Annotated in this window: 28 protein-coding genes and 1 tRNA gene; 17 read left to right on the forward strand and 12 right to left on the reverse strand. The window is 66.9% G+C overall.

Annotated features, from left to right (window positions below):
• Positions 1–5: 5 nt before the first annotated feature.
• The 3 genes from ACIBCN_RS11820 to ACIBCN_RS11830 all read right to left on the reverse strand — a co-directional run bounded on the left by ACIBCN_RS11820 (position 6) and on the right by ACIBCN_RS11830 (position 2,645).
• Positions 6–1,160, reverse strand: a complete 1,155-nt coding sequence (locus ACIBCN_RS11820) for an acetyl-CoA C-acetyltransferase (RefSeq protein WP_396991878.1) — start codon at positions 1,158–1,160, stop codon at positions 6–8.
• A gap of 48 nt (positions 1,161–1,208) precedes the next feature.
• Positions 1,209–1,832 (reverse strand): TetR/AcrR family transcriptional regulator, encoded by a 624-nt coding sequence (locus ACIBCN_RS11825; RefSeq protein WP_396991489.1) that lies wholly within the window; start codon positions 1,830–1,832, stop codon positions 1,209–1,211.
• A gap of 84 nt (positions 1,833–1,916) precedes the next feature.
• Positions 1,917–2,645, reverse strand: coding sequence for a hypothetical protein (locus tag ACIBCN_RS11830; protein ID WP_396991490.1), 729 nt, complete (start codon positions 2,643–2,645; stop codon positions 1,917–1,919).
• A gap of 396 nt (positions 2,646–3,041) precedes the next feature.
• Here ACIBCN_RS11830 and ACIBCN_RS11835 point away from each other — a divergent pair, with 396 nt between their 5' ends.
• Entirely contained in the window at positions 3,042–3,494 is a 453-nt protein-coding gene (locus tag ACIBCN_RS11835; RefSeq protein WP_396991491.1) for a hypothetical protein, read from the forward strand.
• 6 nt (positions 3,495–3,500) lie between these two features.
• Here ACIBCN_RS11835 and ACIBCN_RS11840 read toward each other — a convergent pair whose 3' ends face one another.
• Positions 3,501–4,295, reverse strand: coding sequence for an SDR family oxidoreductase (locus ACIBCN_RS11840; protein ID WP_396991492.1), 795 nt, complete (start codon positions 4,293–4,295; stop codon positions 3,501–3,503).
• Entirely contained in the window at positions 4,292–5,506 is a 1,215-nt protein-coding gene (locus ACIBCN_RS11845) for an acyl-CoA dehydrogenase family protein (protein WP_396991493.1), read from the reverse strand. Before ACIBCN_RS11845 ends, ACIBCN_RS11840 begins: the two co-directional genes overlap by 4 nt.
• A gap of 78 nt (positions 5,507–5,584) precedes the next feature.
• Between ACIBCN_RS11845 and ACIBCN_RS11850 the strand changes: the two genes are divergently transcribed.
• From ACIBCN_RS11850 to ACIBCN_RS11885, 8 genes are all read left to right on the forward strand, one after another.
• Positions 5,585–7,138 (forward strand): FadD3 family acyl-CoA ligase, encoded by a 1,554-nt coding sequence (locus ACIBCN_RS11850; RefSeq protein WP_396991494.1) that lies wholly within the window; start codon positions 5,585–5,587, stop codon positions 7,136–7,138.
• Positions 7,138–8,013, forward strand: coding sequence for an enoyl-CoA hydratase (locus tag ACIBCN_RS11855; protein WP_396991495.1), 876 nt, complete (start codon positions 7,138–7,140; stop codon positions 8,011–8,013). The genes ACIBCN_RS11850 and ACIBCN_RS11855 overlap by 1 nt, the downstream gene beginning before the upstream one ends.
• A complete protein-coding gene (locus ACIBCN_RS11860; protein WP_396991496.1) occupies positions 8,014–9,198 on the forward strand; it encodes an acyl-CoA dehydrogenase family protein in 1,185 nt (394 codons plus the stop codon).
• Entirely contained in the window at positions 9,195–10,208 is a 1,014-nt protein-coding gene (locus tag ACIBCN_RS11865; RefSeq protein ID WP_396991497.1) for an acyl-CoA dehydrogenase family protein, read from the forward strand. Before ACIBCN_RS11860 ends, ACIBCN_RS11865 begins: the two co-directional genes overlap by 4 nt.
• On the forward strand, positions 10,205–11,260 hold the full coding sequence (locus tag ACIBCN_RS11870) for an acyl-CoA dehydrogenase family protein (RefSeq protein ID WP_396991498.1): 1,056 nt from the start codon (positions 10,205–10,207) through the stop codon (positions 11,258–11,260). Before ACIBCN_RS11865 ends, ACIBCN_RS11870 begins: the two co-directional genes overlap by 4 nt.
• A 144-nt stretch (positions 11,261–11,404) precedes the next feature.
• On the forward strand, positions 11,405–11,863 hold the full coding sequence (locus tag ACIBCN_RS11875; protein ID WP_396991499.1) for a MarR family winged helix-turn-helix transcriptional regulator: 459 nt from the start codon (positions 11,405–11,407) through the stop codon (positions 11,861–11,863).
• Between the two features lie 11 nt (positions 11,864–11,874).
• Positions 11,875–13,122 carry an MFS transporter gene (locus tag ACIBCN_RS11880; protein WP_396991500.1) on the forward strand — a complete coding sequence of 416 codons (1,248 nt, stop codon included), beginning with the start codon at positions 11,875–11,877 and terminating at the stop codon, positions 13,120–13,122.
• A gap of 96 nt (positions 13,123–13,218) precedes the next feature.
• A complete protein-coding gene (locus tag ACIBCN_RS11885) occupies positions 13,219–13,971 on the forward strand; it encodes a DUF427 domain-containing protein (protein WP_396991501.1) in 753 nt (250 codons plus the stop codon).
• An 86-nt stretch (positions 13,972–14,057) separates the two neighbouring features.
• Here the strand turns inward: ACIBCN_RS11885 and ACIBCN_RS11890 are convergent, their stop codons facing one another.
• A complete protein-coding gene (locus ACIBCN_RS11890; protein WP_396991502.1) occupies positions 14,058–14,975 on the reverse strand; it encodes an AraC family transcriptional regulator in 918 nt (305 codons plus the stop codon).
• Between the two features lie 94 nt (positions 14,976–15,069).
• On the opposite strand from ACIBCN_RS11890, the gene ACIBCN_RS11895 reads away from it, so the two are divergent.
• Positions 15,070–16,128: a saccharopine dehydrogenase NADP-binding domain-containing protein gene (locus ACIBCN_RS11895; protein ID WP_396991503.1), complete on the forward strand. Its 1,059-nt coding sequence runs from the start codon at positions 15,070–15,072 to the stop codon at positions 16,126–16,128.
• Positions 16,129–16,162: 34 nt separating this feature from the next.
• Here the strand turns inward: ACIBCN_RS11895 and ACIBCN_RS11900 are convergent.
• A tRNA-His gene (locus tag ACIBCN_RS11900) sits at positions 16,163–16,236 on the reverse strand.
• Positions 16,237–16,335: 99 nt separating this feature from the next.
• Here ACIBCN_RS11900 and ACIBCN_RS11905 point away from each other — a divergent pair.
• Complete coding sequence (locus ACIBCN_RS11905) at positions 16,336–16,749, forward strand: cupin domain-containing protein (protein ID WP_396991504.1); 414 nt, start codon at positions 16,336–16,338, stop codon at positions 16,747–16,749.
• Between the two features lie 280 nt (positions 16,750–17,029).
• Here ACIBCN_RS11905 and ACIBCN_RS11910 read toward each other — a convergent pair whose 3' ends face one another.
• The gene (locus ACIBCN_RS11910) at positions 17,030–17,362 is read right to left on the reverse strand and encodes a hypothetical protein (protein ID WP_396991505.1); all 333 of its coding nucleotides are present in this window, start codon (positions 17,360–17,362) and stop codon (positions 17,030–17,032) included.
• The gene (locus ACIBCN_RS11915) at positions 17,362–18,576 is read right to left on the reverse strand and encodes a Rieske 2Fe-2S domain-containing protein (RefSeq protein WP_396991506.1); all 1,215 of its coding nucleotides are present in this window, start codon (positions 18,574–18,576) and stop codon (positions 17,362–17,364) included. Before ACIBCN_RS11915 ends, ACIBCN_RS11910 begins: the two co-directional genes overlap by 1 nt.
• A gap of 198 nt (positions 18,577–18,774) precedes the next feature.
• On the opposite strand from ACIBCN_RS11915, the gene hsaA reads away from it, so the two are divergent.
• From hsaA to ACIBCN_RS11945, 6 genes are all read left to right on the forward strand, one after another.
• Complete coding sequence (gene hsaA / locus ACIBCN_RS11920) at positions 18,775–19,938, forward strand: 3-hydroxy-9,10-secoandrosta-1,3,5(10)-triene-9,17-dione monooxygenase oxygenase subunit (RefSeq protein ID WP_396991507.1); 1,164 nt, start codon at positions 18,775–18,777, stop codon at positions 19,936–19,938.
• 88 nt (positions 19,939–20,026) lie between these two features.
• Entirely contained in the window at positions 20,027–20,905 is an 879-nt protein-coding gene (gene hsaD, locus ACIBCN_RS11925; RefSeq protein ID WP_396991508.1) for a 4,5:9,10-diseco-3-hydroxy-5,9,17-trioxoandrosta-1(10),2-diene-4-oate hydrolase, read from the forward strand.
• Positions 20,905–21,810, forward strand: a complete 906-nt coding sequence (gene hsaC / locus ACIBCN_RS11930) for an iron-dependent extradiol dioxygenase HsaC (RefSeq protein ID WP_396991509.1) — start codon at positions 20,905–20,907, stop codon at positions 21,808–21,810. The genes hsaD and hsaC overlap by 1 nt, the downstream gene beginning before the upstream one ends.
• A gap of 62 nt (positions 21,811–21,872) precedes the next feature.
• Positions 21,873–22,439, forward strand: coding sequence for a 3-hydroxy-9,10-secoandrosta-1,3,5(10)-triene-9,17-dione monooxygenase reductase subunit (gene hsaB / locus ACIBCN_RS11935; protein WP_396991510.1), 567 nt, complete (start codon positions 21,873–21,875; stop codon positions 22,437–22,439).
• Positions 22,440–22,480: 41 nt separating this feature from the next.
• Entirely contained in the window at positions 22,481–22,744 is a 264-nt protein-coding gene (locus ACIBCN_RS11940; RefSeq protein WP_396991511.1) for a DUF433 domain-containing protein, read from the forward strand.
• A 91-nt stretch (positions 22,745–22,835) separates the two neighbouring features.
• Positions 22,836–22,958: a hypothetical protein gene (locus ACIBCN_RS11945; protein ID WP_396991512.1), complete on the forward strand. Its 123-nt coding sequence runs from the start codon at positions 22,836–22,838 to the stop codon at positions 22,956–22,958.
• A 35-nt stretch (positions 22,959–22,993) separates the two neighbouring features.
• Here ACIBCN_RS11945 and dmpG read toward each other — a convergent pair whose 3' ends face one another.
• From dmpG to ACIBCN_RS11960, 3 genes are read right to left on the reverse strand one after another with little or no spacing between them, the layout of a single operon-like run.
• Positions 22,994–24,034: a 4-hydroxy-2-oxovalerate aldolase gene (dmpG, locus tag ACIBCN_RS11950; RefSeq protein ID WP_396991513.1), complete on the reverse strand. Its 1,041-nt coding sequence runs from the start codon at positions 24,032–24,034 to the stop codon at positions 22,994–22,996.
• An 11-nt stretch (positions 24,035–24,045) separates the two neighbouring features.
• Complete coding sequence (locus tag ACIBCN_RS11955; protein ID WP_396991514.1) at positions 24,046–24,957, reverse strand: acetaldehyde dehydrogenase (acetylating); 912 nt, start codon at positions 24,955–24,957, stop codon at positions 24,046–24,048.
• 10 nt (positions 24,958–24,967) lie between these two features.
• Positions 24,968–25,753 (reverse strand): 2-keto-4-pentenoate hydratase, encoded by a 786-nt coding sequence (locus ACIBCN_RS11960; protein WP_396991515.1) that lies wholly within the window; start codon positions 25,751–25,753, stop codon positions 24,968–24,970.
• Position 25,754: the final 1 nt, after the last annotated feature.

A 25,754-nucleotide genomic window follows, 5' to 3' on the forward strand; every position in this document is an offset into this window, starting at 1 on the left:
GCGATTCAGCTGCCGAGCCGCTCGATGATGGTGACGTTGGCGGTGCCGCCGCCCTCGCAGATGGTGAGCAGGCCGTAGCGGCCGTCGACGCGCTCGAGTTCGTTGAGCAGGGAGGCGAAAAGCTTTGCGCCCGTTGCGCCGAGGGGGTGGCCGAGGGCGATGGCGCCGCCGTTGACGTTGACCCGCTCCGGGTCGGCGCCGGTTTCCTTCAGCCAGGCCAGCACGACCGGGGCGAAGGCTTCGTTGATTTCGATGACGTCGATGTCATCGATGGTGAGGCCGGTCTTTTCCAGCGCCCACTTGGTGGCCGGGATCGGCGCGGTGAGCATGAAGATCGGGTCGGCGCCGCGTGCGCTGACGTGGTGGATGCGGGCCCTCGGCGTCAATCCGTATGCCTCGACGGCCCATTCGGAGGCGAGCAGGGTGGCGCTCGCGCCGTCGGAGATCTGGCTCGCGACGGCCGCCGTCAGCGGGCTGCCCTCTGCCAGCGGCGGCAACGACGCCATCTTCTCCAGGCTGGTCTCGCGTGGTCCCTGATCGATCCAGAAGTCGCCGACCGGCACGATCTCCCGATCGAAGCGGCCGTTTTTGATGGCATCGCGGGCCCGCTCATGGCTGCGTAAGGCCCAGCGCTCCATGTCTTCTCGGCTGATGTTCCACTTCTCGGCGATCAGCTGAGCGGCACGGAACTGGGTGACCTCGGCGGTGCCGTAGCGGTGGTCCCAGCCCTGCGAGCCGACGAACGGCGAGTCGAACCCGTACTCCTTGCCCGCGTACATGGCGGCCGAGATCGGGATGGCGCTCATGTTCTGCAGCCCGCCCGCGACGATCACCTCGGCGGTGCCGCTCATGATGGCCTGCGCGCCGAAATTGATGGCCTGCTGGCTGGATCCGCACTGGCGATCGACGGTGACGCCAGGCACCTCTTCCGGATAGCCCGCGGCCAACCATGCGGTGCGGCCGACGTTTCCGGCCTGCGGGCCGACATTGTCGACACAGCCGACGATCACGTCGTCGACATTGCCCGGGTCGATGGTGGTGCGGTCCAACAGCCCGCGCAGCGCGGCCGCGCCGAGGTCGGCGGGGTGCACGGCGGCCAGCGCGCCGCCGCGCTTGCCGACCGGGGTGCGCACCGCGTCGATCACGTAGGCGTCGCGCAGCGGGGTGTAGGGGCGGCGTGGTGCGGATGGTGCTGACATCTAGAACTCCTACGTGGTTTGCTCGGCCTTGGACAGCGTGAGGCCGTCGAGCACGATGGTCAGGTACTGCTTGGCGAGGTTGTCGACGGTGATGGGGCCGCCCGGCTGATACCAGCGCACCGCGACCCACACGGTGTCGCGCAGGAATCGGTAGGCCAGTTCGACGTCGATCTCGGGCCGGAAGCTGCCGTCGGTCACGCCGTTGGTCAGCACTCGGTGCCAGAGCTCGCGGAATTCGCGGTTGTAGTCGGCGATGTAGGTGAACCGCTCGGCGGTGCGCAGCCGCTTGGCCTCGGCCTGGTAGATCGCCACTGCGGCGTGATGGCGGTCGAACGATTGGTAGGACGCGATCACCAAGGCTTCCAAGGTGTCTCGCGGGCTGAGCCCGGCGCCGACGATCTCCCGGTAGTGCCCGAACAGGTCGTCGAGGAAGCCGCGCAGGATCTCGTCGACCATCGACTCCTTGGAATCGAAGTGGTGGTAGAGACTCCCGGATAGAATTCCGGCCGCGTCGGCGATGTCGCGCACGGTGGTGGCGCGCAGGCCACGCTCGGCGAACAGTTCGGCCGCCAGCGTGAGCAGTTCATTGCGCCGTGCGGATTTCGAAGCCTCGGGTGCGGTCACATCGGCCATAATACAACCAAGCATTTGCTTGGTACAGGGTGGCGCGCTATTCATCGCGCCAGCGGCGCGTTGATAGGTCGTGTCGGAGCGGGTTCAGCGCACCGAATGGCGCAGCGGTGAGGACACCGATAGGTCGGCTAGCAGCCGATCGCAGATCACCACGGGGGCGATGCCCGCTCGCGCCATCCGCGCCACCAAGGCCAGCCGGCGTTCGCAGCTGTCCCACTCGACGATGAGCTGGCCGCGCCCCGGCCCGGCGTCCACCGTCGCCATCACCCGCGGCGGCCCGTAGTCCACCGGCTCCTCGATCAGCTTGAGCACCATGCCGCGCTGCCAAGCCTGGTAGGTGTCCATGTCGGCGCCGATCACCAACTTGTCGGTGGCGGCGCACAGGCCCTGGGCGATCTCCTCGTCGAAGGCCACCCGGTCGAAGCGGAACTTCCGGCACTTGGCCACCACGTCGAGCAGGTCGGCGCGCACCTCGCACAGCAGCGCGGACTGCCGATGCCTGCGCTGCTCGTGCTCGGATTCCGCCGGATCGGAGCCGAGCCCGATCTGCTTGGCCCGCTCCCGATCTCGCGCCATATCGGCGCGTAGCGCGCCGCGCGGGTCGCGCGTCACCTCGCGCTCGTCGACGGCATATTGCTCGAGAATCTGTGCCGCGCGCATCGCGGTCGCACATTCGGAGGCGTGCTCCATCAATTCGGCGCCGAGTGTTAGCGCGGCGAGCACCATGCTATCCAGCCTGCGCCTGGCTAGCACCACTTCGCGCACCAATTCGAGTTCCAGTTGTTCGCGGGCAGCTGGGCTATCCAGGCCCATAGCCATCGCCCCTTTGGAGAGTGCGGGATCCGATCTAAACCAGCATGGCACACCCCGGGGACATCTGGCGCGACCTTTTCTACCTGATCAGCCGCCCATTTGCTCGATGTGCGCGGGATGCTGGAAGGCGATCGCACTTTGGCGTGATCCGCCATCCGTCCAGTCTGCTGTCCGCCGTGGGACACCTACCGCAGCCAACGACCGGCAACGCGAACGTGATTGGCTCGATCGATAGTGAAAAATGTTGCGCGCTACGACAGATCGCCGAAATTTCGGGTGCGCGGCACCGGTTATGCGCGAAGATCGCGGAGAGCCATCCGTCAGTGCGATACCTACTCGGCTCCCGCGAAATAACCCATCCGGACCACCGATCGAGTTCGTCACGAAGGGATATTCATGCCTATTGCCACCACACCACGACTGCTCGCGGTCGCCGCACTGGCCGCGCTGCCGGTGCTCGCCACCGCGACGCCTGCCGCAGCGGCACCAGCTGGGGAATCCTGGGACACGATTTTCACCGTGGCCCGAGCCGGGCTCTGCGTCGGCCGGATCGACCCGAGCGTCGGCTACGGCGGCCTGCCGAACGGCGGTGCCCTGTTGAACTTCCAGGCCACGCTGTGGGGCGCCGGGGACTGCCGGGTGACCATCACGGCCAACTGGACCAACACCGACAACGGGCGCAGCGGCTCGGTCAGTCAGGAGGTCACCGGGCCGGGCTATCACCACTACGGTGCCGAGCCCCGGTTGTATCCGGGACCCGGCCACGTCGAGGTGACCTTCACGATGGACGCCGCGGCGGTCCCCGCGCCCGCGCACGGCCGCTGGATCATGCCGGATTACGAAAACTGAACCGTCTCAGGCGCGTTGACTGCTGACCGAGACGACTTCGCCGGTCAGATAGGACGTGTAGTCACTGGCCAGCATGGCGATGGTGGCCGCGACCTCCCACGGCTCGGCGGCCCGGCCGAAAGCTTCGCGCTCGGACAACCGGTCGAGCAGTTCGGTCGAGCTGACCTTGTCGAGGAAGGCGTGCCTGGCGATGCTCGGTGCGACCGCGTTGATCCGCACGCCGAGCTCGGCGGCCTCGACGGCACTGCACCGGGTCAGCGCCATCACCCCCGCCTTGGCCGCGGCGTAGTGCGCCTGACCGTGCTGCGCCCGCCAGCCGAGCACGCTGGCGTTGTTGACGATCACGCCGCCGTGGCCCGCGTCGCGGAAGTAACCGAGCGCGGCGCGGGTGCAGCGGAAGGTGCCGTTGAGGGTGATGTCAAGGACGCGATCCCACTGCTCGTCGGTCATGTCGACCACCGGGGTCTCGCCGCCGAGCCCCGCATTGTTGACCATGATGTCGATCCGGCCGAGCGCCTCGACCGAGCCGCGAACCAGCGCGTCGACCTGTTCGGTGCTCTGCACGTCACAGGCGATCGAGGCGACCTTGCGCGCCGGGAACTCGGCCGCCAGCTCGGTCGCGGTTTCGGCCAAACGCCGCTCGTGCCAATCGGAGACGACCACATCGGCGCCCTCGGCGAGCAGCCTGCGCGCGGTGGCCGAGCCGATGCCGGTGCCCGCCGCGGCGGTGATGACCGCGGCACGCCCGGCGAGCAGGCCGTGGCCGGGAATCGGCGGTGGCGCAACAGAAAGATCGCTCATGGGCGGGCCTCCCGCGGCAGGCCGAGCACCCGCTCGGCGATGATGTTGCGCTGCACTTCGTTCGAACCTCCGTAGATCGTGTCGGCGCGGGTGAACAGGTAGAGCCGCTGCCATTCGTTCAGGTCGTTCTCGTCGGCCACCAGGCCCGCCGGGCCGAGCACGGCCATGGCGAGTTCGCCGAGGCCGCGATGCCAGTTGGCCCACAACAGTTTTGCGACCGAGGCTTGTCCGCCGTCGTCGACGCCGGCGCCCTCCATGGTGCGGATGGCATGGGCGCGCAGCACGCGCAGCCCGACCCAGGCCCGGTCGATCCGATCGGCGATGAGCGGGTCGTCGGCGGCACCGGTGCGGCGGGCCAGCGCCTCGACATCGGCGAGTTCCCTGGCGAACCTGATCTGCTGGCCGAGCGTGGAGATGCCGCGCTCGAAGGTCAGTGTGCCCATGGCGATGCGCCAGCCGTCGCCCGGCGCGCCGATCACCAGATCTGCGGCGGTGCGCGCGTTGTCGAAGAAGACCTCGTTGAATTCCGAGGTCCCGGTCAGCTGGACGATCGGGCGCACGTCGACGCCCTGCTGATTCATCGGAACCAGCAGGTAGGACAGGCCCTTGTGACGGGCCGAGCCGCGCTCGGTGCGCGCGATCACGAAGCACCAGTCGGCGAGGTGGGCCAGCGAGGTCCAGATCTTCTGGCCATTGATCGACCATTCGTCGCCGTCGAGCTGGGCCGCGGTGGTGATCGCGGCCAGGTCCGAGCCTGCGCCCGGCTCGGAATAGCCCTGGCACCACAGCTCGGTCACCGTGCGGATGCCGGGCAGGAAGCGTTCCTTCTGCGCCTGGGTGCCGAAGGCGAGCACGGTCGGCCCGAGCAGTTCCTCGCCGACGTGCGAGACCCGCGATGGCGCGTTCGCCTTCGCGTACTCCTCGTGGAAGATCACCTGCTGGCGCACGGTCGCCTCGCGGCCGCCGTACTCCTTGGGCCAGCCAAGGCAGGTCCAGCCCGCGGCGGCCAGGTGCCGGTCCCAGGCGAGGCGCTCGTCGAAGGCCTCGTGCTCGCGGCCCGGTCCGCCGAGCCCGCGCAGTTCGCGGAATTCGCCGTTCAGGTTTTCCGCGAGCCACTCGCGCACGTCGGCGGCGAATTGCGCGTCTCGAGTCGTGGAAAACCGCCCGCCATGCGCGGCGGTGTCGGATTCTGAGGTCTGGATCGCACCCACGCCGGTAGGATAACCTACCAAGCACTTGCTTTGTAGGGCGCTTGCATAAGTGCCCCGACACGGACGGTAAGGACAACCGTGACAACCCCTGCACTTACGACACCGCTGGCGCTGCAGCATGCCGCGCGCACCTTCGGCGCCGCCGCTGCCCTGGCCGACGGCGCGGTCCGGCTGGACTGGACCGAGCTGTTGGCGGCCGTCCAGGAGGTGGCACGGGCACTCATCGCGCGCGGCGTGCAATCGGGCGACCGGGTGGCCATGTGGGCACCCAACACCCATCACTGGGTCGTCGCGGCGCTGGCCGCGCACTATGTCGGCGCGTCGCTGGTGCCGCTGAACACCCGCTATGTCGCCGACGAGGCCGCCGATGTGCTGGTGCGGGTCGACGCGCGGGCGTTGTTCATCGCGGGCACCTTCCTCGGCCGCGACCGGCTCGCCGAATTGCGCGCGACCGCACCGGAACTCGACATCGAGACGGTGGTCGTCATCCCGGTCGAGCCCGGCAGCACGACCAGCGACGAGACCGCGTTCGACTGGTCCGAGCTCGCGGGCGTCGCCGAGAAGGCCACCCTGGCGGAAGCGGAGGAGCGCGCGGCGGCGGTGAGTCCCGAGGACACCGCCGACATCCTGTTCACCTCCGGCACCACCGGCCGCAGCAAGGGCACCGTGGTGGCGCACCGGCAGGCGCTGTCGGTGGTGCGGGCCTGGGCGGAATGCACGACGCTCAACGGCGCCGACCGGTATCTCGTGGTGAGCCCGTTCTTCCACAACTTCGGCTACAAGGCGGGCATCCTCGCCTGTCTGGTCACCGGGGCCGCGATCGTCCCGCAGGCGGTGTTCGACGTACCCGCCACGATGCGGCTGGTGAGCGAGGAGAAGATCACGGTGCTGCCCGGGCCGCCGACGATCTACCAGACGATCCTCGACTTCCCCGACCGCGACAACTTCGACCTCAGCACCCTGCGGGTCGCGGTGACCGGCGCGGCGACCGTGCCGGTGGTGCTGGTCGAGCGGATGCGCTCGGAGCTCGACTTCGATGTCGTCATCACCGGTTACGGGCTGTCCGAGGCGTCGGGGTTCGGCACCATGTGCCGCCCGGACGACGACGTCGAGACCATCGCTGGCACCTGCGGGCGCCCGATCGCGGACTTCGAACTGCGGCTCGCGCCGAACGGCGAGGTGCTGTTGCGCGGGCCGAACGTGATGCTCGGCTACCTCGACGATCCCGAAAGTACCGCGGAGACCATCGATTCCGAGGGCTGGCTGCACACCGGTGATGTCGGCACGGTGGATGAGCGCGGATATCTGAAGATCACCGACCGGCTCAAGGACATGTACATCTCCGGCGGGTTCAACGTGTACCCGGCCGAGATCGAGCAGGCGCTCGCGCGGCTGGACGGCGTCGCCGAATCCGCCGTGATCGGGGTGCCGGATACCCGAATGGGCGAGGTGGGCAAGGCTTTCGTGGTCCGCAAGGGGGGCGCGCAGCTCACCGAGGATCAGGTGCTCGCCCACGCCACCACCGTGCTGGCCAATTTCAAGGTGCCGCGGTTCATCGAATTCCGCGACCAGCTGCCCTACAGCGCCGCCGGGAAAGTGCTCAAGCGTCAACTACGTGAGGAGATTTCGTAATGTCGGAACCGATCCCGGACGAGGGTGACGTCGTCACGTACGAGGTGCGCGGTCGCACGGCGATCGTCACGCTGAATCGGCCGGACTACCGCAACGCGCAGAACTCGGTGATGACCTACGCTCTCGACGCCGCCTTCGAGCGCGCCGTCGAAGACGACGAGGTCGGCGTCATCGTGTTGGCGGGCAACGGCAAACACTTCAGCGCCGGGCACGACATCGGCACCCCGGGGCGCGATCACCACATTCACTACCCGAACAAGGCCGCGCTGTGGTGGGACCACGTCGACAAGGTCGGCGGCGATCAGCGCTTCGCCCGTGAGCTCGAGGTCTACCTCGGCATGTGCAGGCGCTGGCGGGAGATCCCCAAGCCGACCATCGCGATGGTGCAGGGCGCGTGCATCGCGGGTGGGCTCATGCTGGCCTGGGTGTGCGATCTGATCATTGCCTCCGATGACGCGTTCTTCTCCGATCCCGTTGTGCGAATGGGCATTCCAGGCGTCGAGTACTTCGCGCATCCGTGGGTGATGGGCCCGCGTGCCGCGAAGGAGTTCCTGTTCACCGGTGACCGGTTCAGTGCGGCACAGGCCAAGGAATGGGGCATGGTCAACCGGGTGGTGCCGCGTGCCGAACTGACGGCCGAGACGCTCGCGCTGGCCGAAAAGATCGCCACCATGCCGCGATTCGGGCTGGCGCTGACGAAGAAGGCGGTGAACCAGGCCGAGGATCTGATGGGCATGCGCACCGGGATGGATTCGGTGTTCGGACTCCATCACTTCGCGCACGCGCACAATGCCGAGGTGGGTGCCGACTCGCTGGGCGGCATGAACGCCAAAACGATGAAGGCCTCCTCGACCGGCGAGAACGGGGCGAGGTAAGTGGATCTCGATATCGACCAGGCCACACAGGAATTCCAGATCGAGGTCCGAGAGTTCCTGGCCGCCAACAAGCCTGCGCAGCCGTTGCCCTCGATGGATACCAAGGGCGGATTCGAGGCGCATCGCGCCTGGGAGCGCACCCTCGCCGACGCTCGGCTCTCCGTCGTCGCGTGGCCCGAGGAGTACGGCGGTCGCGATGCCTCGCTGTTGGAGTGGGTGCTGTTCGAGCAGGAGTACTACGCCGCGGGTGCGCCGGGGCGGGTCAGCCAGAACGGCATTTTCCTGCTGGCACCAACACTTTTCGAGCATGGCACGCCCGAGCAGCTCGAACGGATCATGCCGCGGATGGCGCGTGGTGAGGACATCTGGGCCCAGGCGTGGTCGGAGCCGGAGGCGGGTAGCGATCTCGCGGGCATCCGCTCGACCGCGCGGCGTACCAATGGCGGCTGGCTGTTGAGCGGACAGAAGACGTGGAGTTCGCGAGCGGCCTTCGCGGACTGGGCCTTCGGGCTCTTCCGCAGCGATCCCGAGGCGGAACGGCACAAGGGGCTGACCTATGTGATGTTCCCGCTGTCCGCGGATGGTGTGTCCGTGCGGCCTATTCCGCAGTTGGATGGCGAGCCCGGTTTCGCGGAGATATTCCTCGATGAGGTATTCGTGCCCGATCGCGATGTGATCGGGGAGCCCGGCGAGGGCTGGCGAGTGGCGATGAGCACGTCGAGCAACGAGCGCGGCCTGTCGCTGCGCAGCCCGGGTCGATTCAGCGCGACGGCACAGCGGTTGATCGATCTGTGGCTCGACACCGGCGACGAGACCAACACCGGGCAGCGAGATGCCGTGGTGGACGCCTGGATCGGCAGCGAGGCGTACCGGCTGCACACCTTCGGCACGGTGACCAGGCTGAACGAGGGCGGCAAGCTCGGCGCGGAATCCTCGATCACCAAGGTGTTCTGGTCCGAGCTCGATATCGCCATGCACGAGACCGCGCTGGACGTACTCGGCGCGAGCGCCGAGCGATCCGGGCCATGGACCGACGGCTACCTGTTCTCGCTCTCCGGCCCGATCTACGCGGGTACCAACGAGATTCAGCGCAACATCATCGCCGAGCGGCTGCTCGGACTACCTAGGGGGTCGGCAGCTGGCGGAGCCGGCGGGGTGGGTAAGCACAGAGGGAGCAGCCGATGAGGTTCGCGCTCAGTCCCGAACAACTCGACTTCGGCACCAGCGTGCGCAAGCTGCTCGACGCGGGACGGACGCCCGCCGCGGTGCGCGGCTGGGCGACCGGTGATCCACGCCCGGGGCGCGGGCTGATCCGGCAGCTCGCCGGGGCGGGCGTGCTCGGCCTGGCCATCGATGAAGAGCACGGCGGTGTCGGTGCCGAACCGATCGATCTGGTGGTCGCGTTCGTCGAACTCGGTCGCGCCGCCGCGCCCGGTCCGCTGGTGGAGACCGCGGCCGCGATACCCGCACTGCTGCAAGCGCTTCCGGACAAGAGTGCGGCCGCGCGCTGGCTGCCCGATTTCGCCGACGGTGCCGAGATGGGCACCATCGCCTTGCACAACGGTGTGGCACTGGACGCGGACAGCGCAGAGGTCGTGCTGATCGCGGCGGGCGGGCAACTGCACACCGCGCATCGGACCGGGCTGGTGCGGTCGGTGGATCCGGCGCGCCGCCTGTTCACCGTCGCGGCCGACGAATCAATCGCCGAGGGCGACGGAGTCGACGACGCCATTGCCAGCGCCTTCGACACCGGCGCGCTGGCCTGCGCGGCACAGCTGCTCGGCGCCGGACGCGCATTGCTGGACTCCACCACCGGATATGCCAAGCAGCGCAAGCAGTTCGGTAAGCCGATCGGTGAATTCCAGGCCGTCAAACAGAAGCTCGCCGACGTGCTGATCGGGCTGGATCTAGCCGAGCCGCTGCTCTATCGCGCCGCGCTCACCATGGGCGACGCGACCCGCACCCGCGATGTCTCGGCCGCCGTGATCGCCTGCGGCGACGCGGCTTACCGGGCGGCCAGAGCCGCCCTGCAGGTACACGGCGCGATCGGCTACACCGCCGAATACGACCTGTCGCTGTGGCTGACCAAGGTCACCGCGCTCCGTTCCGCCTGGGGCACACCGGATCTGCACCGAGCCCGCATCGCCCGGTCGCTCCGCGACGAAGCCGAGCGGCAACTACGAGGGACCGCATGACGACCACCGAACATCAGGAATTCACCGCCTCGGTGCGCGCGCTGCTCACCAAGCACGCCGGATCGGCCGCGGTGCGTACGGCGATGGACACCGAACTCGGCTACGACCAGGCGCTATGGCAGCGACTCTGCGAGCAGATCGGTGTCGCGGCACTGGCCGTCCCCGAGGAATACGGCGGCGTCGGCGCAAGCCTGGTCGAATCCCTGCTGGTGGTCGGCGAACTCGGCCGCACCCTCGCCGGCGTCCCGATGCTCGGCTCCGCTGTCCTCGGCGTACAAGCCCTGCTGCTGTCGGACGACGCGGCGGCCTGCGCCCGGCTGCTCCCCGAGGTCGCCGAGGGCACGCGCACGCTCGCGGTGTGCTGGGCGGGCGAAAACGGCTGGGACGAGCCGGGAGTCCACGAGGAAAACGGAACCCTCTCCGGCACCGCCCTTTACGTGCTGGACGGCAGCATCGCCGACACCCTGATCGTGGTCACCGAGACCGGTTTCTTCGAAGTAGCCCCCAGCACGACCGGGGTCACGCGGCGCGTCATGCCCACCATGGACCCCACCCGCAAACTGACCGAAATCACCTTCACCACCGCCGAAGCCCACCGCCTCGGCACCGCCGGCCCCGCACCGGCCATCACACGCCTACGCGAAATCGCCTGGGCCGCAATCGCCGCCGAACAGGTAGGCGCCGCCGACCACTGCCTGACCATGACGGTCGAATACACCAAGTCCCGAGTCCAATTCGGCCGCCCCATCGGCAGCTTCCAAGCCCTCAAACACCGCATGGCCGACATGTACGTCCTCCTCGAATCGGCCAAGTCCGCCTCCGCCGCCGCCACCCTCGCGGTAGCCGAAGACACCTCCACCGCCGCCGAAGACGTCTGGACCGCCCGCCTGCACTGCACCGAAGCCCTCACCACAATCACCGCCGAAACCATCCAACTACACGGCGGCATAGCCATAACCTGGGAACACGACGCCCACCTCTTCTTCAAACGAGCCCACAGCAACGCCCACCTCTTCGGCACCCCGAGACGCCCAGTCACCGCACCGTCATGAGCCTGTCGCTGCCGTAGCTTTTGGCAACACATACGTCCAGAACTCCAGGTCAAAGCCCCGGTATGCGCCGCATGCCGGGGCTTTTTTCGGATCGGTGATCGAGTTCACGGGACATAGATAGTTAGCTTATGTAATAATATTTGGGTGACGCAGGCTCAGGTGAACACAGCGGATGACATTGTCGTCGATCTACTCGTAACCGCGGGCAGGCTCACTCGGCTGGCCGGGGTGATCAGCGGCGACGACCTGCCGCGGGCGGTGTTGCGGGCACTCGCGGTGCTCGATGAACACGGGGCCGTGCGGGTCAGTGAGTTCGCCAGGATCGACCGCTGTTCCCAGCCGGCAGCAACGACGCTGATCGGCAGGCTGGTCGCGGATGGCTTCGCGACCAGGCGCAAGGACTCGGCGGACTCCAGGGCCGTCGTCGTCGAACTCACCCCGGCCGGACGCAACCGGCTCACCCAGGCGCGGCAGGCGTTCGCCGCCGCTCTCACCACGCGGCTCGGCGGCTTCGATACCGAACGCCTCGCCCGCATGGACACCGATTTGAACGAACTGCTGGAGGCCCTGAAAACGGCTACGCCACAGCACAATCCGATATAAAGGGAAAGTCGATGAGCACTTTTGCTCCTGCACGCGCCGCAGGCGCGGACACCACCGCGACGAACCGCCAACCGAAAGCCGTTTGGGCCGTTGCGTTTGCGAGCGTGATCGCCTTCATGGGGATCGGGTTGGTAGATCCGATCCTGAAACCGATCGGCGAGCAACTGCACGCCTCACCGTCGCAGGTTTCGCTGTTGTTCACCAGTTACATGCTGGTGACGGGCGTGGCCATGTTGATCACTGGCGTGGTGTCCAGCCGGTTCGGCGCGAAGAAGACGCTGGTGGCCGGCCTGGCCATCATCATCGTGTTCGCGGCGCTGGCAGGGTTGTCCGACACCGTCACCCAGATCGTCGGATTCCGCGCGGGCTGGGGGCTCGGCAACGCCTTGTTCATCGCCACCGCGCTTGCCACCATTGTCGGCGCGGCCAGCGGCGGGGTCGCCCGCGCGATCATCCTCTATGAGGCCGCGCTCGGCATCGGCATCGCGACCGGTCCACTGCTGGGCGGCGTACTCGGCGGAATCAGCTGGCGTGGACCATTTTTCGGGGTTTCCGTACTGATGGCCGTGGCATTGGTCAGCATCGTTGTGCTGCTGCCCGAAGGACCGAAGCCGACGCATCACACCTCGATCGCCGCCCCGTTCCTCGCACTGCGGCACCGCGGCCTGCTGACCGTCAGCCTCACCGCGCTGCTCTACAACTTCGGCTTCTTCACCCTGCTCGCCTACACACCGTTCCCGCTGGATATGGGCACCTACGCGATCGGCTTCATCTTCTGCGGCTGGGGCATTCTGCTCGCGCTTTCGTCGGTGTTCCTGGCGCCGCGGTTGCAGCGGCGGTTCGGTTCGCTGCCGATGATGGGGCTGTCGATCGCGTTGTTCGCCGCGGACCTCGCGGTGATGGCGGCGTTCGCCGAGCACAAGCCGGGGCTGATCATCGGCACCGTGCTGGCCGGACTGTTCCTCGGCGTGAACAACACCCTGATTACCGAGGCCGTGATGATCTCCGCGCCGGTCGAACGTTCGACCGCCTCGGCGGCCTACAGCTTCGTCCGCTTCGCCGGTGGTGCGGCCGCCCCGTATCTCGCGGGCAAGCTCGGCGAGCACAGCATCGCGCTGCCGTTCTGGGTCGGCGCGGCCTGCACCGCGGCCGCGGTGCTCGTGCTGCTGGCTGGTCGTGCGGCACTCGCGCACATCGACGAGCACGATCCGGCGCCGCACAGCGTCGCCGAGGCCGAGGCGATCACCGTCGGCGACTGAGCCGACCAACAGCTGCCTGGACCCCGGCAGGGTTCAGGCAGCTGTGCTGCCTGCGATACCTGCTGGAGACGCTGCTCGGGAGTACCGTCGGATGTCATGGGCGATGCGCAGCGAGGCCGGGTAAAGATCGAAACCAGCCAGAAGCGAGTTCGGGTATTTCTCGGTGGCCGGGTAGTGGCCGATACGGCTCACCCGGTGCTGGTGTGGGAGGGTCCGCACTATCCGACCTACTACATTCGGGCCGCGGATCTGCGGGCGAAACTCGAGCCGACGGGCCAATCCCACCACTCCACCAGTCGCGGTGACGCGACGGAATACGACGTGGTCGTGGACGGCACCACCGCCGCCGCTGCCGCGCTGCGCTATCACGATTCACCGCTGACCGAGCTGAACGACCTGGTGCGGCTCGACTGGAACAAGATGGACGAGTGGTTCGAGGAAGACGAGCCGGTCTACGTCCACCCGCGCGATCCGTACTCCAGGGTCGACATCCTCGGCAGCTCCCGGCACGTGCGGATCGAAATCGACGGCGTCACCGTCGCCGATTCGCACTCCCCCCGGATCCTCTTCGAAACCGGCCTTCCCGCAAGGTATTACCTGCCGATGACCGACGTCCGAATGGACCTTTTGCACGCATCGGACACCCACACCAGCTGCCCATACAAGGGCACCGCCGACTACTGGACCGTTCGCCTCGGCGACACCGAATACCAGGATTACGTATGGGGCTACCGCACGCCGCTCCCGGAGAGCCAGAAGGTCGCGGGCCTGGTCTGCTTCTACAACGAGAAGGTCGACACCTACCTCGACGGAGAACTACAGGCACGCCCGAAGTCGCCGTTCAGCTGAGTTGGAATTGGCCGTCTTTCCAGCGTGCAGCCCTTCGGCATATGGGCAGCCCGCGTCGCCTCCACCACCGAACCTGCAGCCGTAGGTCAGACTGCGACGAGTGGGGGCTTGTCTTCGGATCGGCGGTATTGGCCTGGGGCTAGGCCGTATTCGCGTTTGAAGGCCTTGGCGAAGGCGAATTCGGAGGTGTAGCCGACCTTTCGGGCTACGGTGCCGAGCGGCGCGTCGGTGTCGCGGAGCAGGCGGGCGGCGGTGAGCATGCGCCAGCGGGTGACGTAGGCGAGGGGTGGTTCGCCGACGGTGGCGCTGAAGCGGCGGGCGAGGGTGGCGCGGGAGACGCCTGCGACATCGCTGAGATCCGGGACGGTCCACGATCGCGCCGGATCCTCGTGCACGGCACGCAGCGCCGAGGCGACCGCGGGATCGGCGAAAGCGCCTGCCCAGCCAGTGGATTGAGTATTGGACTGTTCATCTAGCCACGCGCGCAGGACGAAGAGCACCAGCGTTTCGAGCAGGGCGGGGACGGCGGCATCGCTGCCGGGACGCGGTTCGGCGATTTCGGCGGCAAGGAGGTCGACTGCGCCGCGCAGCGCGGGATGCCGTCCCGGCAGGGCCGGAAGGTGGATGAACTCGGGCAGCTCGTCGAGCATCGGATGGCTCCGCTGCCTGCCGAGTTCGTAGGCACCGCACAGCAATGCCGCGCGCACCCCGGGACCGGTAACCTCCCTCGGTTCCCCCGGCTGCGCTCGCTCGGTAACCGAACTGTCGAGGCTGTCGACCAGGTCGTGGTCGGCGCCACGCGGCATGAAGACGACGTCGCCGACACCGAGCGCCATCGGCGTGCCACCCGGCGGCACCAGCCAGCAGGAGCCCTGCAGCACGACGTGGAACCCGGCGCCGGGCACAACCGGGTAGCTGCGTCCCCATGGTGCGTGCCGAATGAACATCCCGGAGGTCGGACTGCCTGTGCGGATGGCGGCAATGGTTTCGCTGAGAATATCCACACACTCACCCTAGCGCTCCGAACTGAGTGTTTGAGATATATCAACGAGCAATACAGCCATTGGTTAACTCATTCACCGGCCATAGGTTTGAGCCATGACATCGACGAGCCCCACCCAGTCCAGCAAGACCATCGCCGTCTATGGCGCCACCGGGATCACCGGCGGTTACGTCCTCACCGAACTTCACCGTCGCGGCTTCACGCCAATCCTGGTGGGCCGCAACGAAGCCCGCATCCGTGCCGCCGCAGTGGCCGCCGACCTCCCGAACGCCCAGATCCGGGTAGCCGATCTTGCCGACCACGACGCACTGGTCGCCGCGTTCACCGGCGCCGACGTGGTGATCAGCAGCCTGCCCGCGTACGTCGAGCACGGACCGGCGGTGCTGGCCGCGGCGATCGACGCCGGAGCGAACTACACCGACATGTCCGGCGAGCAACTGTTCCTGAAGCAGGTGTTCGACGAGTTCGGACCGCGCGCCGAAGCGGCCGGGGTGAGCCTGGTTTCCGGCGTCACCGACAGTAATCTGCCCGGCGACCTGCTCGGATACCTGACCACCCGCCGGGTCGCCGGTCCGGCCGAGGTCGTGGTCAGCCATCTCAGCAAGAGCGGCGGCAACGGTTCCAAGGGCAGCGCGAAGACGGTGCTGGCCAGCCTGGACTGGTTCCGCAGCGGCGGCTGGAACTACGCGGACGGCGAATTGCACACCGGCGCAACGGCTCGGCACGCCTCGATGACCTTCCCGGGTGACACCGCACCGACCGCGGTCGCGAAATTCCCGCAGCCGCCGGTACTTACCATTCCGCGCCACTCGAATGTCTCGTATGTCGAAGGCGTGCTTGCCACTTCGATCCTGGACACGCTGAGCGGCTTCACCGCCGACATCATCGACTCGCTACCCGACGCACCGAGCGCAAACCTGCGCTACGACCTCGTCGTCGACGCGTTCGGAGTGGACGGCCACGCAGTCCGCGGCGTCGTGAGTGGCGTGCACTCCTACCGCGATTCGGCCCTGATGGCGGTGGCGGTCGCCGTCCGGCTGGCGGAGGGCACCACGAAGCCGGGCGCGCTGGCGGCGGCCGAGGCCTTCGACGCGGCCGAATTCCTCGACGCGCTGGTGCCGTTCGGCATCACCTGGCGCATCGCGGAGCGCTGAGCGCGCGAGAGGCGCCGGACCGGCGCCTCTTTCGGGTGAGTGACCGGACTTGAACCCGCGACCTCCTGGTCCACAACCAGGCGCTCTGACCAACTGAGCTACACCCACCATGGTGTTCAGCCACGGTATCGCGGCAGTTCAGCTCCGGTCACCTGATTTTTCACCGCGGGCGTCCGGCAGCACCGTCCGCGAATCAGGCATAGTCGAATGATGACCGACAACCGACCCGAACTCGCCGCCGCCCTCGACCTGGCACCGCACCCGGAGGGTGGCTGGTTCCGCGAAACCTGGCGCAGCGCCGTCGAATTCAAACCGGAAGGCTACGACGGCGCACGATCCAGCGCGACCGCGATCTACTTTCTGCTGCTGGCCGGCGAGCAGTCCGCGCCGCATACGGTCCGCTCCGACGAACTGTGGCTCTGGCAGCGCGGCGGCCCGCTGGTGCTGAACATCGGCGGCGAGGAAGTCGTCCTCGGCCCCGACGTCGAGCACGGTCAGGTGCTGCAGGCCGTGGTGCCCGGCGGTGTCAGTCAAGCCGCACGACCCGCTGGCGACGAGTACGTGCTGGTGAGCTGCTTCGTCTCCCCCGGTTTCGACTTCGCCGACTTCCAAATGGATTGATCCCTACCTTCCGCAGTTGCCCACTCGGCTTTACGTTTGGTCGGTAGGGCGGTGAACGCGGAGGTCAGCACCACGTCGTCGAGGCTGGACGTGGCCACCAGGTCCTTGTGCGCGGGCGCCGCCGTGCCGTGAGTTCGATGAATCCAGCCTGCTGCGTGGGCGCCCCCATCTCCGGAACAGTTTCGTTCCGGACAATAGAACAGCCCACGCGACATGGGAAAACGGTCAGCTACGCCTTGGCCAACTGCCGATACGACGGCCGCCGACGTTGTCAGATCGACTACTCCGGAACCTCGACCACACCTTCGTCCACAGCCCATTTGATGGTCTTCTCCAACTGCGGGCAGGAGTCGGGACGACCGAGACCGGCCCCGTTCCGGCTGAGCTCCGCGAAGACAGGGCAGTGTGTCTGCGGCGGCTCGGTCCACTGCACCGAGGTCTGGTGCGAACTGCTCTTGCGCACCAGCACCTGGCTCTGGCAGGCCTGACACCGCAGTGGTGTCAGGCCCTGCTCCAGATAGTGCTGCTTGTCGACCACCGTCTGGGCGCGCACTTCGGCCTGCCGCGCAGGCTGGTCGGCGAAGTCGGGTGCTTTCGCCCAGGTGGCCGCCATCAGACCCCGGCCTCCGCCTGCTTGGCCGCTGCCTCGTCGGCCTCGCGCTTGCGGCGCAGGTTCTCCGCGACCTCGGCCTCCCACACCTCGTTCGCCTTGGTGGTGTCCACCTCGAACTCGAAGCGCTGCGTCATCTTGTCGGTCACGTCGGCCAGGTCGACATAGAACTGGTCGTACCAGCGTCGCAGCTGGTAGACCGGGCCGTCCTCCTCGCACAGCAGCGGATTCTCGACCTTGGACTTGTGCTTCCAGATCTCGACGTCCTGCAGGAAGCCGACGCTGATGCCCTCGGTCATCTTCGCGGCCAGCTTGTCGGCCATGTCGCCCTCGACGCCCTGTGGCTTCTCCAGCGTGATGCCCCACTGCAGCATGAAGGAGTCCTGGCTCACCGGGTAGTGGCAGTTGATCAGGACGCTCTTGACCTCGTAGCCGGTGTAGAGATTCACCAGCGGATTGATCATGTAGGACGGCCCGAAGTACGAGGCTTCCGAGGTCAGCGTGGTGTCGCCGCCATATTTGGAGGCCATCCCGATGTCCGGCCTGCCCTTGGTATTCAAGTACTGAGTGGCGATGTGCCCCTCGAAGATGTTCTTGAAGTAGGTCGGGAAGGCGAAGTGGATGTAGAAGAAGTGCGCCATGTCGACCACGTTGTCGATGATCTCGCGGCAGTTCGCGCCCTCGATCAGCATGGAGTTCCAGGTCCAGTCGGTCCAGCCGCTGTCGAGCTGCTCGACCGGGTTACCGTCGACATCGGTGTAAGGGCCCTTGATATGCGGGATCGTCACCTCCGGCGGCGGCTGGCTGCCCTCGACGTCGTGCCAGACGAACAGCTGGCCGTTGCGCTCCAGCGTCGTCCACTTCCGGGTACGCGCCAAGGGAGGCACCCGCTTCCCATACGGGATCGCGGTGCATTTGCCGTTCGTGCCGGACCAGCGCCAGTCGTGGAACGGGCAGGCGATGTCGTCGCCCTTGACCTCGCCCATGCTCAGGTCGCCGCCCATATGCCTGCAGTAGGCGTCGAGCACCCGCAGCTCATTGCCGCTATCGACCCAGATCACGAGTTTGGTGCCGAACACATTCACCGCGTGCGGCTTGCCGTCGCGGAACGACTTGGCCAGACCGAGGCAATGCCATCCCCTCGCATAGCGGGTGGGCACGGTCCCGACGTCTAACTCCCGGACCTTCGCACCGCTCCCCTGTGGGGTAACTGCCATCGCGAATCCTCCTCCTTCTGTACTAGAACACGTTACAAAAATGTCGCGTTCCACGCCAGCGATTCCCGCCACTTCCTGCACATGTCCATCTACGCCACGCGATCGACACCCGTTCTCGACAGAAATAAGAACCTGTTCTAGTCTCAGAAGCAAATGAGTACCGGTTATCCAATTGACCAGGCAGGAGCAGGTCCCGAGATGACGCAAGAAGTGACCGAACGGGTCGACGCGCTGTTGCCGACCCTGCGCGAGCGCGCGCAGGAGGCCGAGGACCTGCGGCGCATCCCCGACGAATCCATGAAGGCACTGCAGGAAACCGGGTTCTTCCGGCTGCTGCAGCCCAAGCAGTGGGGTGGTCACGCGGCCGACCCGGTGGTGTTCTACGACACGGTGCGCAAGCTGGCGAGTGCGTGCGGGTCCACCGGCTGGGTGGCAGGCATTGTCGGCGTACACAATTGGCATCTGGCGCTGTTCGACCAGCAGGCGCAGCAAGACGTCTGGGGCGAGGACACCGAGGTGCGGATCTCCTCGTCGTACGCGCCGATGGGCGCGGGCGTGGTGACCGAGGGCGGATACCTCGTCAACGGCTCGTGGGCCTGGTCCTCGGGTTCCGACCACGCCACCTGGGCGGTGCTCGGCGGCCCGGTCATCAAGGACGGCAAGCCGGTCGACTTCGGCAGCTTCCTCATCCCGCGCGACGACTATCAGATCGATGACGTCTGGAATGTCGTCGGGTTGCGCGGCACCGGCTCCAATACCGTTGTGGTGAAGGACGTTTTCGTCCCGAGACACCGATTCCTCAGCTTCCGCAAGATGAGCGAGCTGACGGCCCCCGGCCTGGCACAGAACACCGATCCGGTGTACCAGATGCCCTGGGGCACTATCCATCCCACGACCATCGCCACCCCCATCGTCGGCATGGCCTACGGCGCGTACGACGCCCACGTCGAGCACCAGGGCAAGCGGATTCGCGCGGCCTACGCGGGCGAAAAGGCGAAGGACGACCCGTTCGCCAAGGTGCGCATCGCGGAGGCGTCCAGCGATATCGACGCGGCCTGGCGGCAGCTGTCGGGCAATGTCGCCGACGAATACGCGCTCTTGTTGGCGGGCAAGGAGATTCCGTTCGACCTGCGAGTGCGGGCCCGACGGGATCAGGTGCGCGCCACCGGACGCTCGATTGCCGCTATCGACAAGCTGTTCGAGAGCTCCGGGGCCACCGCACTGGCCAACGGCACGCCGCTGCAACGCTTCTGGCGTGACGCGCACGCGGGCCGAGTCCACGCGGCCAACGATCCCGAGCGGGCCTACCAGATGTACGGCCAGCACGAGTTCGGGCTGCCCGTCACCGACGCGATGGTGTAGGAGTTCTGGTGAACGAGCGTCAGCGAGTGAACCGAAATTACAGCGCCCTAGTAGGCACGGCGGAGCCGAGCGCCAGCGAGGTGGAGTCGTGACTACTACCGCGGAAATCACCGCCGAGTCGACCTCCCGCTTCGCGCAGGTGCGGCCGGATCTGCGACTGCACTACCACGAGGCGGGTGTGGGCAACGGGCCGACGATCGTGCTGCTGCACGGCGGCGGGCCCGGCGCGTCGTCCTGGTCGAACTTCTCCCGCAATATCCCGGTGCTGGCGCAGAACTTTCATGTGCTCGCCGTGGACCAGCCCGGGTACGGGCAGTCGGACAAGCCGACCGAGCATCCGCAGTACTTCGTGCACAGCGCCTCGGCGCTGAAGGATCTGCTCGATCACCTGGAGATCACCTCGCGGGTGCACCTGCTCGGCAATTCGCTGGGTGGCGGTGCGGCCGTGCGGTTCGCGCTGGACTATCCGGATCGGGCCGGGAAACTGGTACTGATGGGTCCGGGCGGGTTGAGCACCAACCTGTTCGCGCCCGACCCGACCGAGGGCGTCAAGCTGCTCGGCAAGTTCAGCTACCAGCCGACCAGGGAAAATCTCGAGGCGTTCCTGCGGATCATGGTCTTCGATCAGTCGCTGATCACCGACGAGCTGATCGATGAACGGTTCGCCTCGGCGAGCACGCCGGAATCACTTGCCGCGGCCCGCGCGATGGGGAAGTCTTTTGCCGGTGCGGATTTCGAGAAGGGCATGCTCTGGCGCGACGCGTACAAGTTGCGTCAGCCGGTGCTGCTCATCTGGGGTCGCGAGGACCGGGTGAATCCGCTCGACGGCGCGCTGGTCGCGACCAAGGTCATTCCCCGGGTCCAGCTGCACGTGTTCGGCGGCTGTGGACACTGGGCACAATTGGAGAAGTTCGACGAATTCAACCGGCTGACAGGCGATTTCCTCGCCGGTCCCAAGGAGAAGTGATGGGGATTCGATCACTGGCCTACCTGCGCATCGAGGCGACCGACATGGCCGCCTGGCGCGAGTACGGGCTCAAGGTGCTCGGCATGATCGAAGGCAAGGGCGGGAATCCGGACGCGCTGTATCTGCGGATGGATGAATTCCCGGCGCGGCTGGTGATCGTGCCCGGCGAGAAGGACGCACTGCAGATCTCGGGCTGGGAGACCGCCAACGCCGAAGAGCTGCAGGATATTCGGACTCAGCTGGAGACCGCGGGCGTGCCCTACAAGGAGGGCACCGCCGCGGAGCTGGCCGATCGACGGGTACACGAGCTGATCCGTTTCGACGACCCCTCCGGGAACACCCTGGAGGCGTTTCACGGTGCGGCACTGGAACATCGGCGGGTGGTGAGCCCGTACGGGCACCGGTTCGTCACCGAGGAGCAAGGGCTCGGGCACGTGGTGCTCAGCACCAAGGACGATCAGGCCGCACTGGAGTTCTACCGGGACGTGCTCGGTTTCCGGCTGCGCGACTCGATGCGGTTGCCGCCGCAGATGGTCGGGCGCCCGGCCGACGGCGACCCGGCCTGGCTGCGCTTCTTCGGTTGCAACCCGCGGCACCACTCGCTGGCGTTCCTGCCCATGCCGACGTCGAGCGGCATCGTGCACCTGATGCTCGAGGTGGAAGACGCCGACGATGTCGGGCTGTGCCTGGATCGCGCGCTGCGCAAGAAGGTTCGGATGTCGGCGACCCTCGGCAGGCACGTCAACGACAAGATGCTGTCCTTCTACATGAAGACGCCGGGTGGCTTCGACGTCGAATTCGGCTGCGAGGGACTCGAAGTCGATGACACTGATTGGATCGCGCGCGAGTCCACCGCCGTGAGCCTGTGGGGGCACGACTTCACCGTCGGGCAGCGCCAGCAGTGATCGGCAAGGGGACGGCAGCTGGCGAAGCCAGCGGGGTGGGTGAGCAGAGGGCGAGCGAAACGATGACCCAACCCGAGATCGACGCACGGGCCTTCCGCACTGTGCTCGGCCAGTTCTGCACCGGCATCACCGTTATCACCACCTTCGATGATGCCGAAGCGCCGATCGGTTTCGCCTGTCAATCCTTCGCCGCTCTCTCCCTCGACCCACCCCTGATCCTGTTCTGCCCCACCAAGACGTCGCGCTCCTGGGCGGCCATCGAAAAATCCGGCCGCTTCTGCGTCAACGTCCTCGCCGAAGAACAGCGAGAAGTGTGTGCCCGCTTCGGTTCCCGCGAACCCGACAAGTTCGCGGACACCCCATGGCACACGTCCCCCCTCGCCGTCCCCGTCCTGGACGACGCCCTCGCCACCATCGAATGCACCGTAGACAGCGTCGTAGACGGCGGCGACCACTACATAGTCATCGGCCGAGTCCAAGCCCTCTCGGAATCCACGGACTCCGGCCGCCCCCTCCTCTTCTACCGCGGCCAATACACCGCCATAGAACCCGAAAAGACCACCCCGGCCCCCTGGCGCGCCGACCTCGACCACTTCCTCACCACAACCACCCTCGACACCTGGTTGTAAACACCGGGCGGCAGGATCCAGTGTCTGCATACACTGGGCCGATGTCCCTGCTCGGCCGGATCACCACCGACCCCTCCGTCTGTCACGGCAAGCCCGTCGTGCGCGGCCTGCGCCATCCCGTGGAGCTGATCCTAGGCCTGCTGGCATCAGGGATGATCGCCGAGGAAGTCGTCGCGGACTACCCCGAGCTGGAGACAGCGGACATCCTCGCCACGCTGGAATACGCTGCGGCAGTGGTTCGCCGCGGCACAACCGTCGCCGACCCCCTGCAGCCGGACGACGACGACTCACCACTGACGAACTGATCGAGCGATACCGAAGTCTGCCGCGCGTCGACGCCGCGGCGATGCGGCGAGAAGCCGACGAACTCTGCCAGTCCTAGCGCCGGATTCTGCGGTGGGTATCCGTAGACCGTGGGGTGAGCGGCTCGACATGGTGGGCGGGACCGGTGCACTGAATGCGATCATCGTCGAACTGCTCGGGTGGTCGGGCTGGCGAATTCAGTACGGATACAGCTGATGTCGCGGCGCGTTATCGCGACATCAGCTGGTCGGTCAGGTGGCGGGGACGGTTTCTTTTTCCCGCTGGAGTTCAAGGGCGATGTCGATGAGCTGGTCTTCTTGGCCGCCGACGAGTTTGCGTTTGCCTGCGCGGACGAGCATTTCGGCGGCGGAAACTCCGTAGCGTTCGGCTTGGCGTTCGGCGTGCTTGAGGAAGCTGGAGTAGACGCCCGCGTAGCCCATCATGAGGGAGGAGCGGTCCAGGAGGCATTCCTGGGGCATGGCCGGCCGGACTACGTCTTCGGCGGCGTCGGCGATGGCGTAGAAGTCGATGCCGGTTTTGATATCGAGTTTGTCGCAGACGCCGACCAGCGCCTCGACGGGGGTGTTGCCTGCGCCCGCGCCGAAACGGCGGGCGCTGCCGTCGATTTGGGTGGCGCCGGCCCGGATGGCGTAGATGGAGTTGGCGACGGCAAGGTCGAGGTTTTCGTGGCCGTGGAAGCCGACCTGGGCATCGGAACCGAGTTCGGCGACCAGGGCCGCTACCCGGTCGGTGACCTGGTCGAGCACGAGGGCGCCTGCCGAGTCGACGACGTAGACGCACTGGCAGCCCGCGTCGGCCATGATGCGCGCCTGCTTGGCCAGCATCTCGGGCGGTTGGCTGTGCGACATCATCAGGAAGCCAACGGTTTCCAGGCCGAGGTCGCGTGCCAGGCCGAAGTGCTGGATGGAGACGTCGGCCTCGGTGCAGTGGGTGGCGATGCGGCAGATCGAGGCGCCGTTGTCCTGGGAGACCTTGATGTCTTCCTTGACGCCGACGCCGGGCAGCATCAGCACCGCGATCTTGGCGTGGGTCGCCGTCTCCGCGGCGATCTTGATCAGTTCCTGCTCAGGGGTTTTGGAGAAGCCGTAGTTGAACGAGGACCCGCCGAGGCCGTCGCCATGGGTCACCTCGATGACCGGAACGCGCGCGCCGTCGAGGGCGGCGACGATATCGCGGACCTCGGTGGCGGTGAACTGGTGCCGCTTGTGATGGGATCCGTCGCGCAGCGAGGTGTCGGTGACCCGGATGTCGAGTTCTGCTGAGTAAGACATGTTTTCGCTCCTTACACCCGTGCCGAGACGATCTGCCCGGCGATGACCTCGCCGACCTGCGTCGCGGCGGCGGTCATGATGTCGAGGTTGCCCGCGTACGGCGGCAGGAAGTCGCCCGCGCCTTCGACCTCGACGAACACCGAAACCTTCGCCATGCCACCGGAAATCACCGACGGCGGGTCGTACTGCGGATCGTTGAGCAGGCGGTAACCGGGCACGTACTGCTGGATATCGGCGACCATCCGGTGGATGGAGTCGGTGATGGCGTCGGTGTCGGCGTCCTCGGGGATGGCGCAGAAGATGGTGTCGCGCATGATCATCGGCGGCTCGGCCGGATTCAGGATGATGATCGCCTTGCCACGCTGGGCGCCCCCGATGGTCTCGACGCCGCGGCTGGTGGTCTTGGTGAACTCGTCGATGTTGGCGCGGGTACCCGGGCCTGCCGAGACCGACGACACCGAGGCGACGATCTCCGCGTAAACCACCGGGACCACGCGCGATACGGCCGCCACGATCGGGATGGTCGCCTGCCCACCGCAGGTGATCATGTTGACGTTCGGCGCATCCAGATTCGCGCCGAGGTTCACCGGCGGCACCACGGCGGGGCCGACGGCGGCGGGCGTGAGATCCACCGCCCGGATGCCCGCTTCGGCATACTTCGGCGCGGCGGCGCGATGCACATACGCCGAGGTCGCCTCGAAAATCAGGTCGGGCAGCTCGGATTGGCCGAGCAGCCAGTCCACCCCTTCGGCCGAGGTCGCCAACCCCAGGCCGCGGGCCCGCTTCAAACCCTCGCTGTCGGGATCGATCCCGATCATCCACCGCGGCTCGATCGCCTCCGAGCGCAGCAGTTTGTAGAGCAGATCGGTACTGATATTGCCGGACCCGACGATCGCGGCGGTGACGGTCCCGTTGTCGGACACCACAAGCCTCCTAGATGAATTGCAAACGGACAGAACCGAGTCCAGCGAACTCGGCATGAAAGTTGTCGCCCGGCCTTGCGTCGATGGCGCGGGTGCACGAGCCGGGCAGCACGATGTCGCCCGCCTTCAGCCGCACCCCGAAGCCGGCGACCTTGCGGGCCAGCCAGGCCACCGCGATCACCGGGTCACCGAGCACGGCGTCGCTGCGTCCCTCGGCCACCACCTCGCCGTTGCGGGTGAGCACCGCGTCGATCGACTTGACGTCGATGTCCTTGGGCGCCACCCGTTCCGGGCCGAGGACGTAGCCGGCGGAGGACGCGTTGTCGGAGATGGTGTCGGTCAGGCCGATCTTCCAGTCCTTGATCCGCGAGTCGATCAGCTCGACGGCGGGCGCGAAGGCGACCGTCGCGGCGAGCACGTCGGCCTCGGTGCAGTCCGCGCCGGGCAGGTCGGCGCCGAGCACGAAGCCGACCTCCACCTCGACCCGGGGGAACAGATAGCGATCGGCCTCGACCGGAACGTCCTCGTAGACTTCCATTTCCGCGAGCAGATGACCGTAGTCGGGTTCATCCACACCCATCATCTGCTGCATGGCCTTGGACGACAGGCCTACCTTGTGCCCGACGATCCTGGCGCCGGTGTCGAGCCTGCGCCGGATGTTGATCAGCTGGATCTCGTAGGCATCGACCACATCGATGTCCGGATGCCGCGCTACCAGCGGATCGATCGCCACCCGATCGCGTTCGGCGAGCTCGAGCTCGTCGGCCAGTGCGGTTCGTACCGTGTCGGACAGCACG

Origin of the sequence: Nocardia sp. NPDC051052 (assembly GCF_044456045.1) — a bacterium.
GTDB lineage: Bacteria > Actinomycetota > Actinomycetes > Mycobacteriales > Mycobacteriaceae > Nocardia.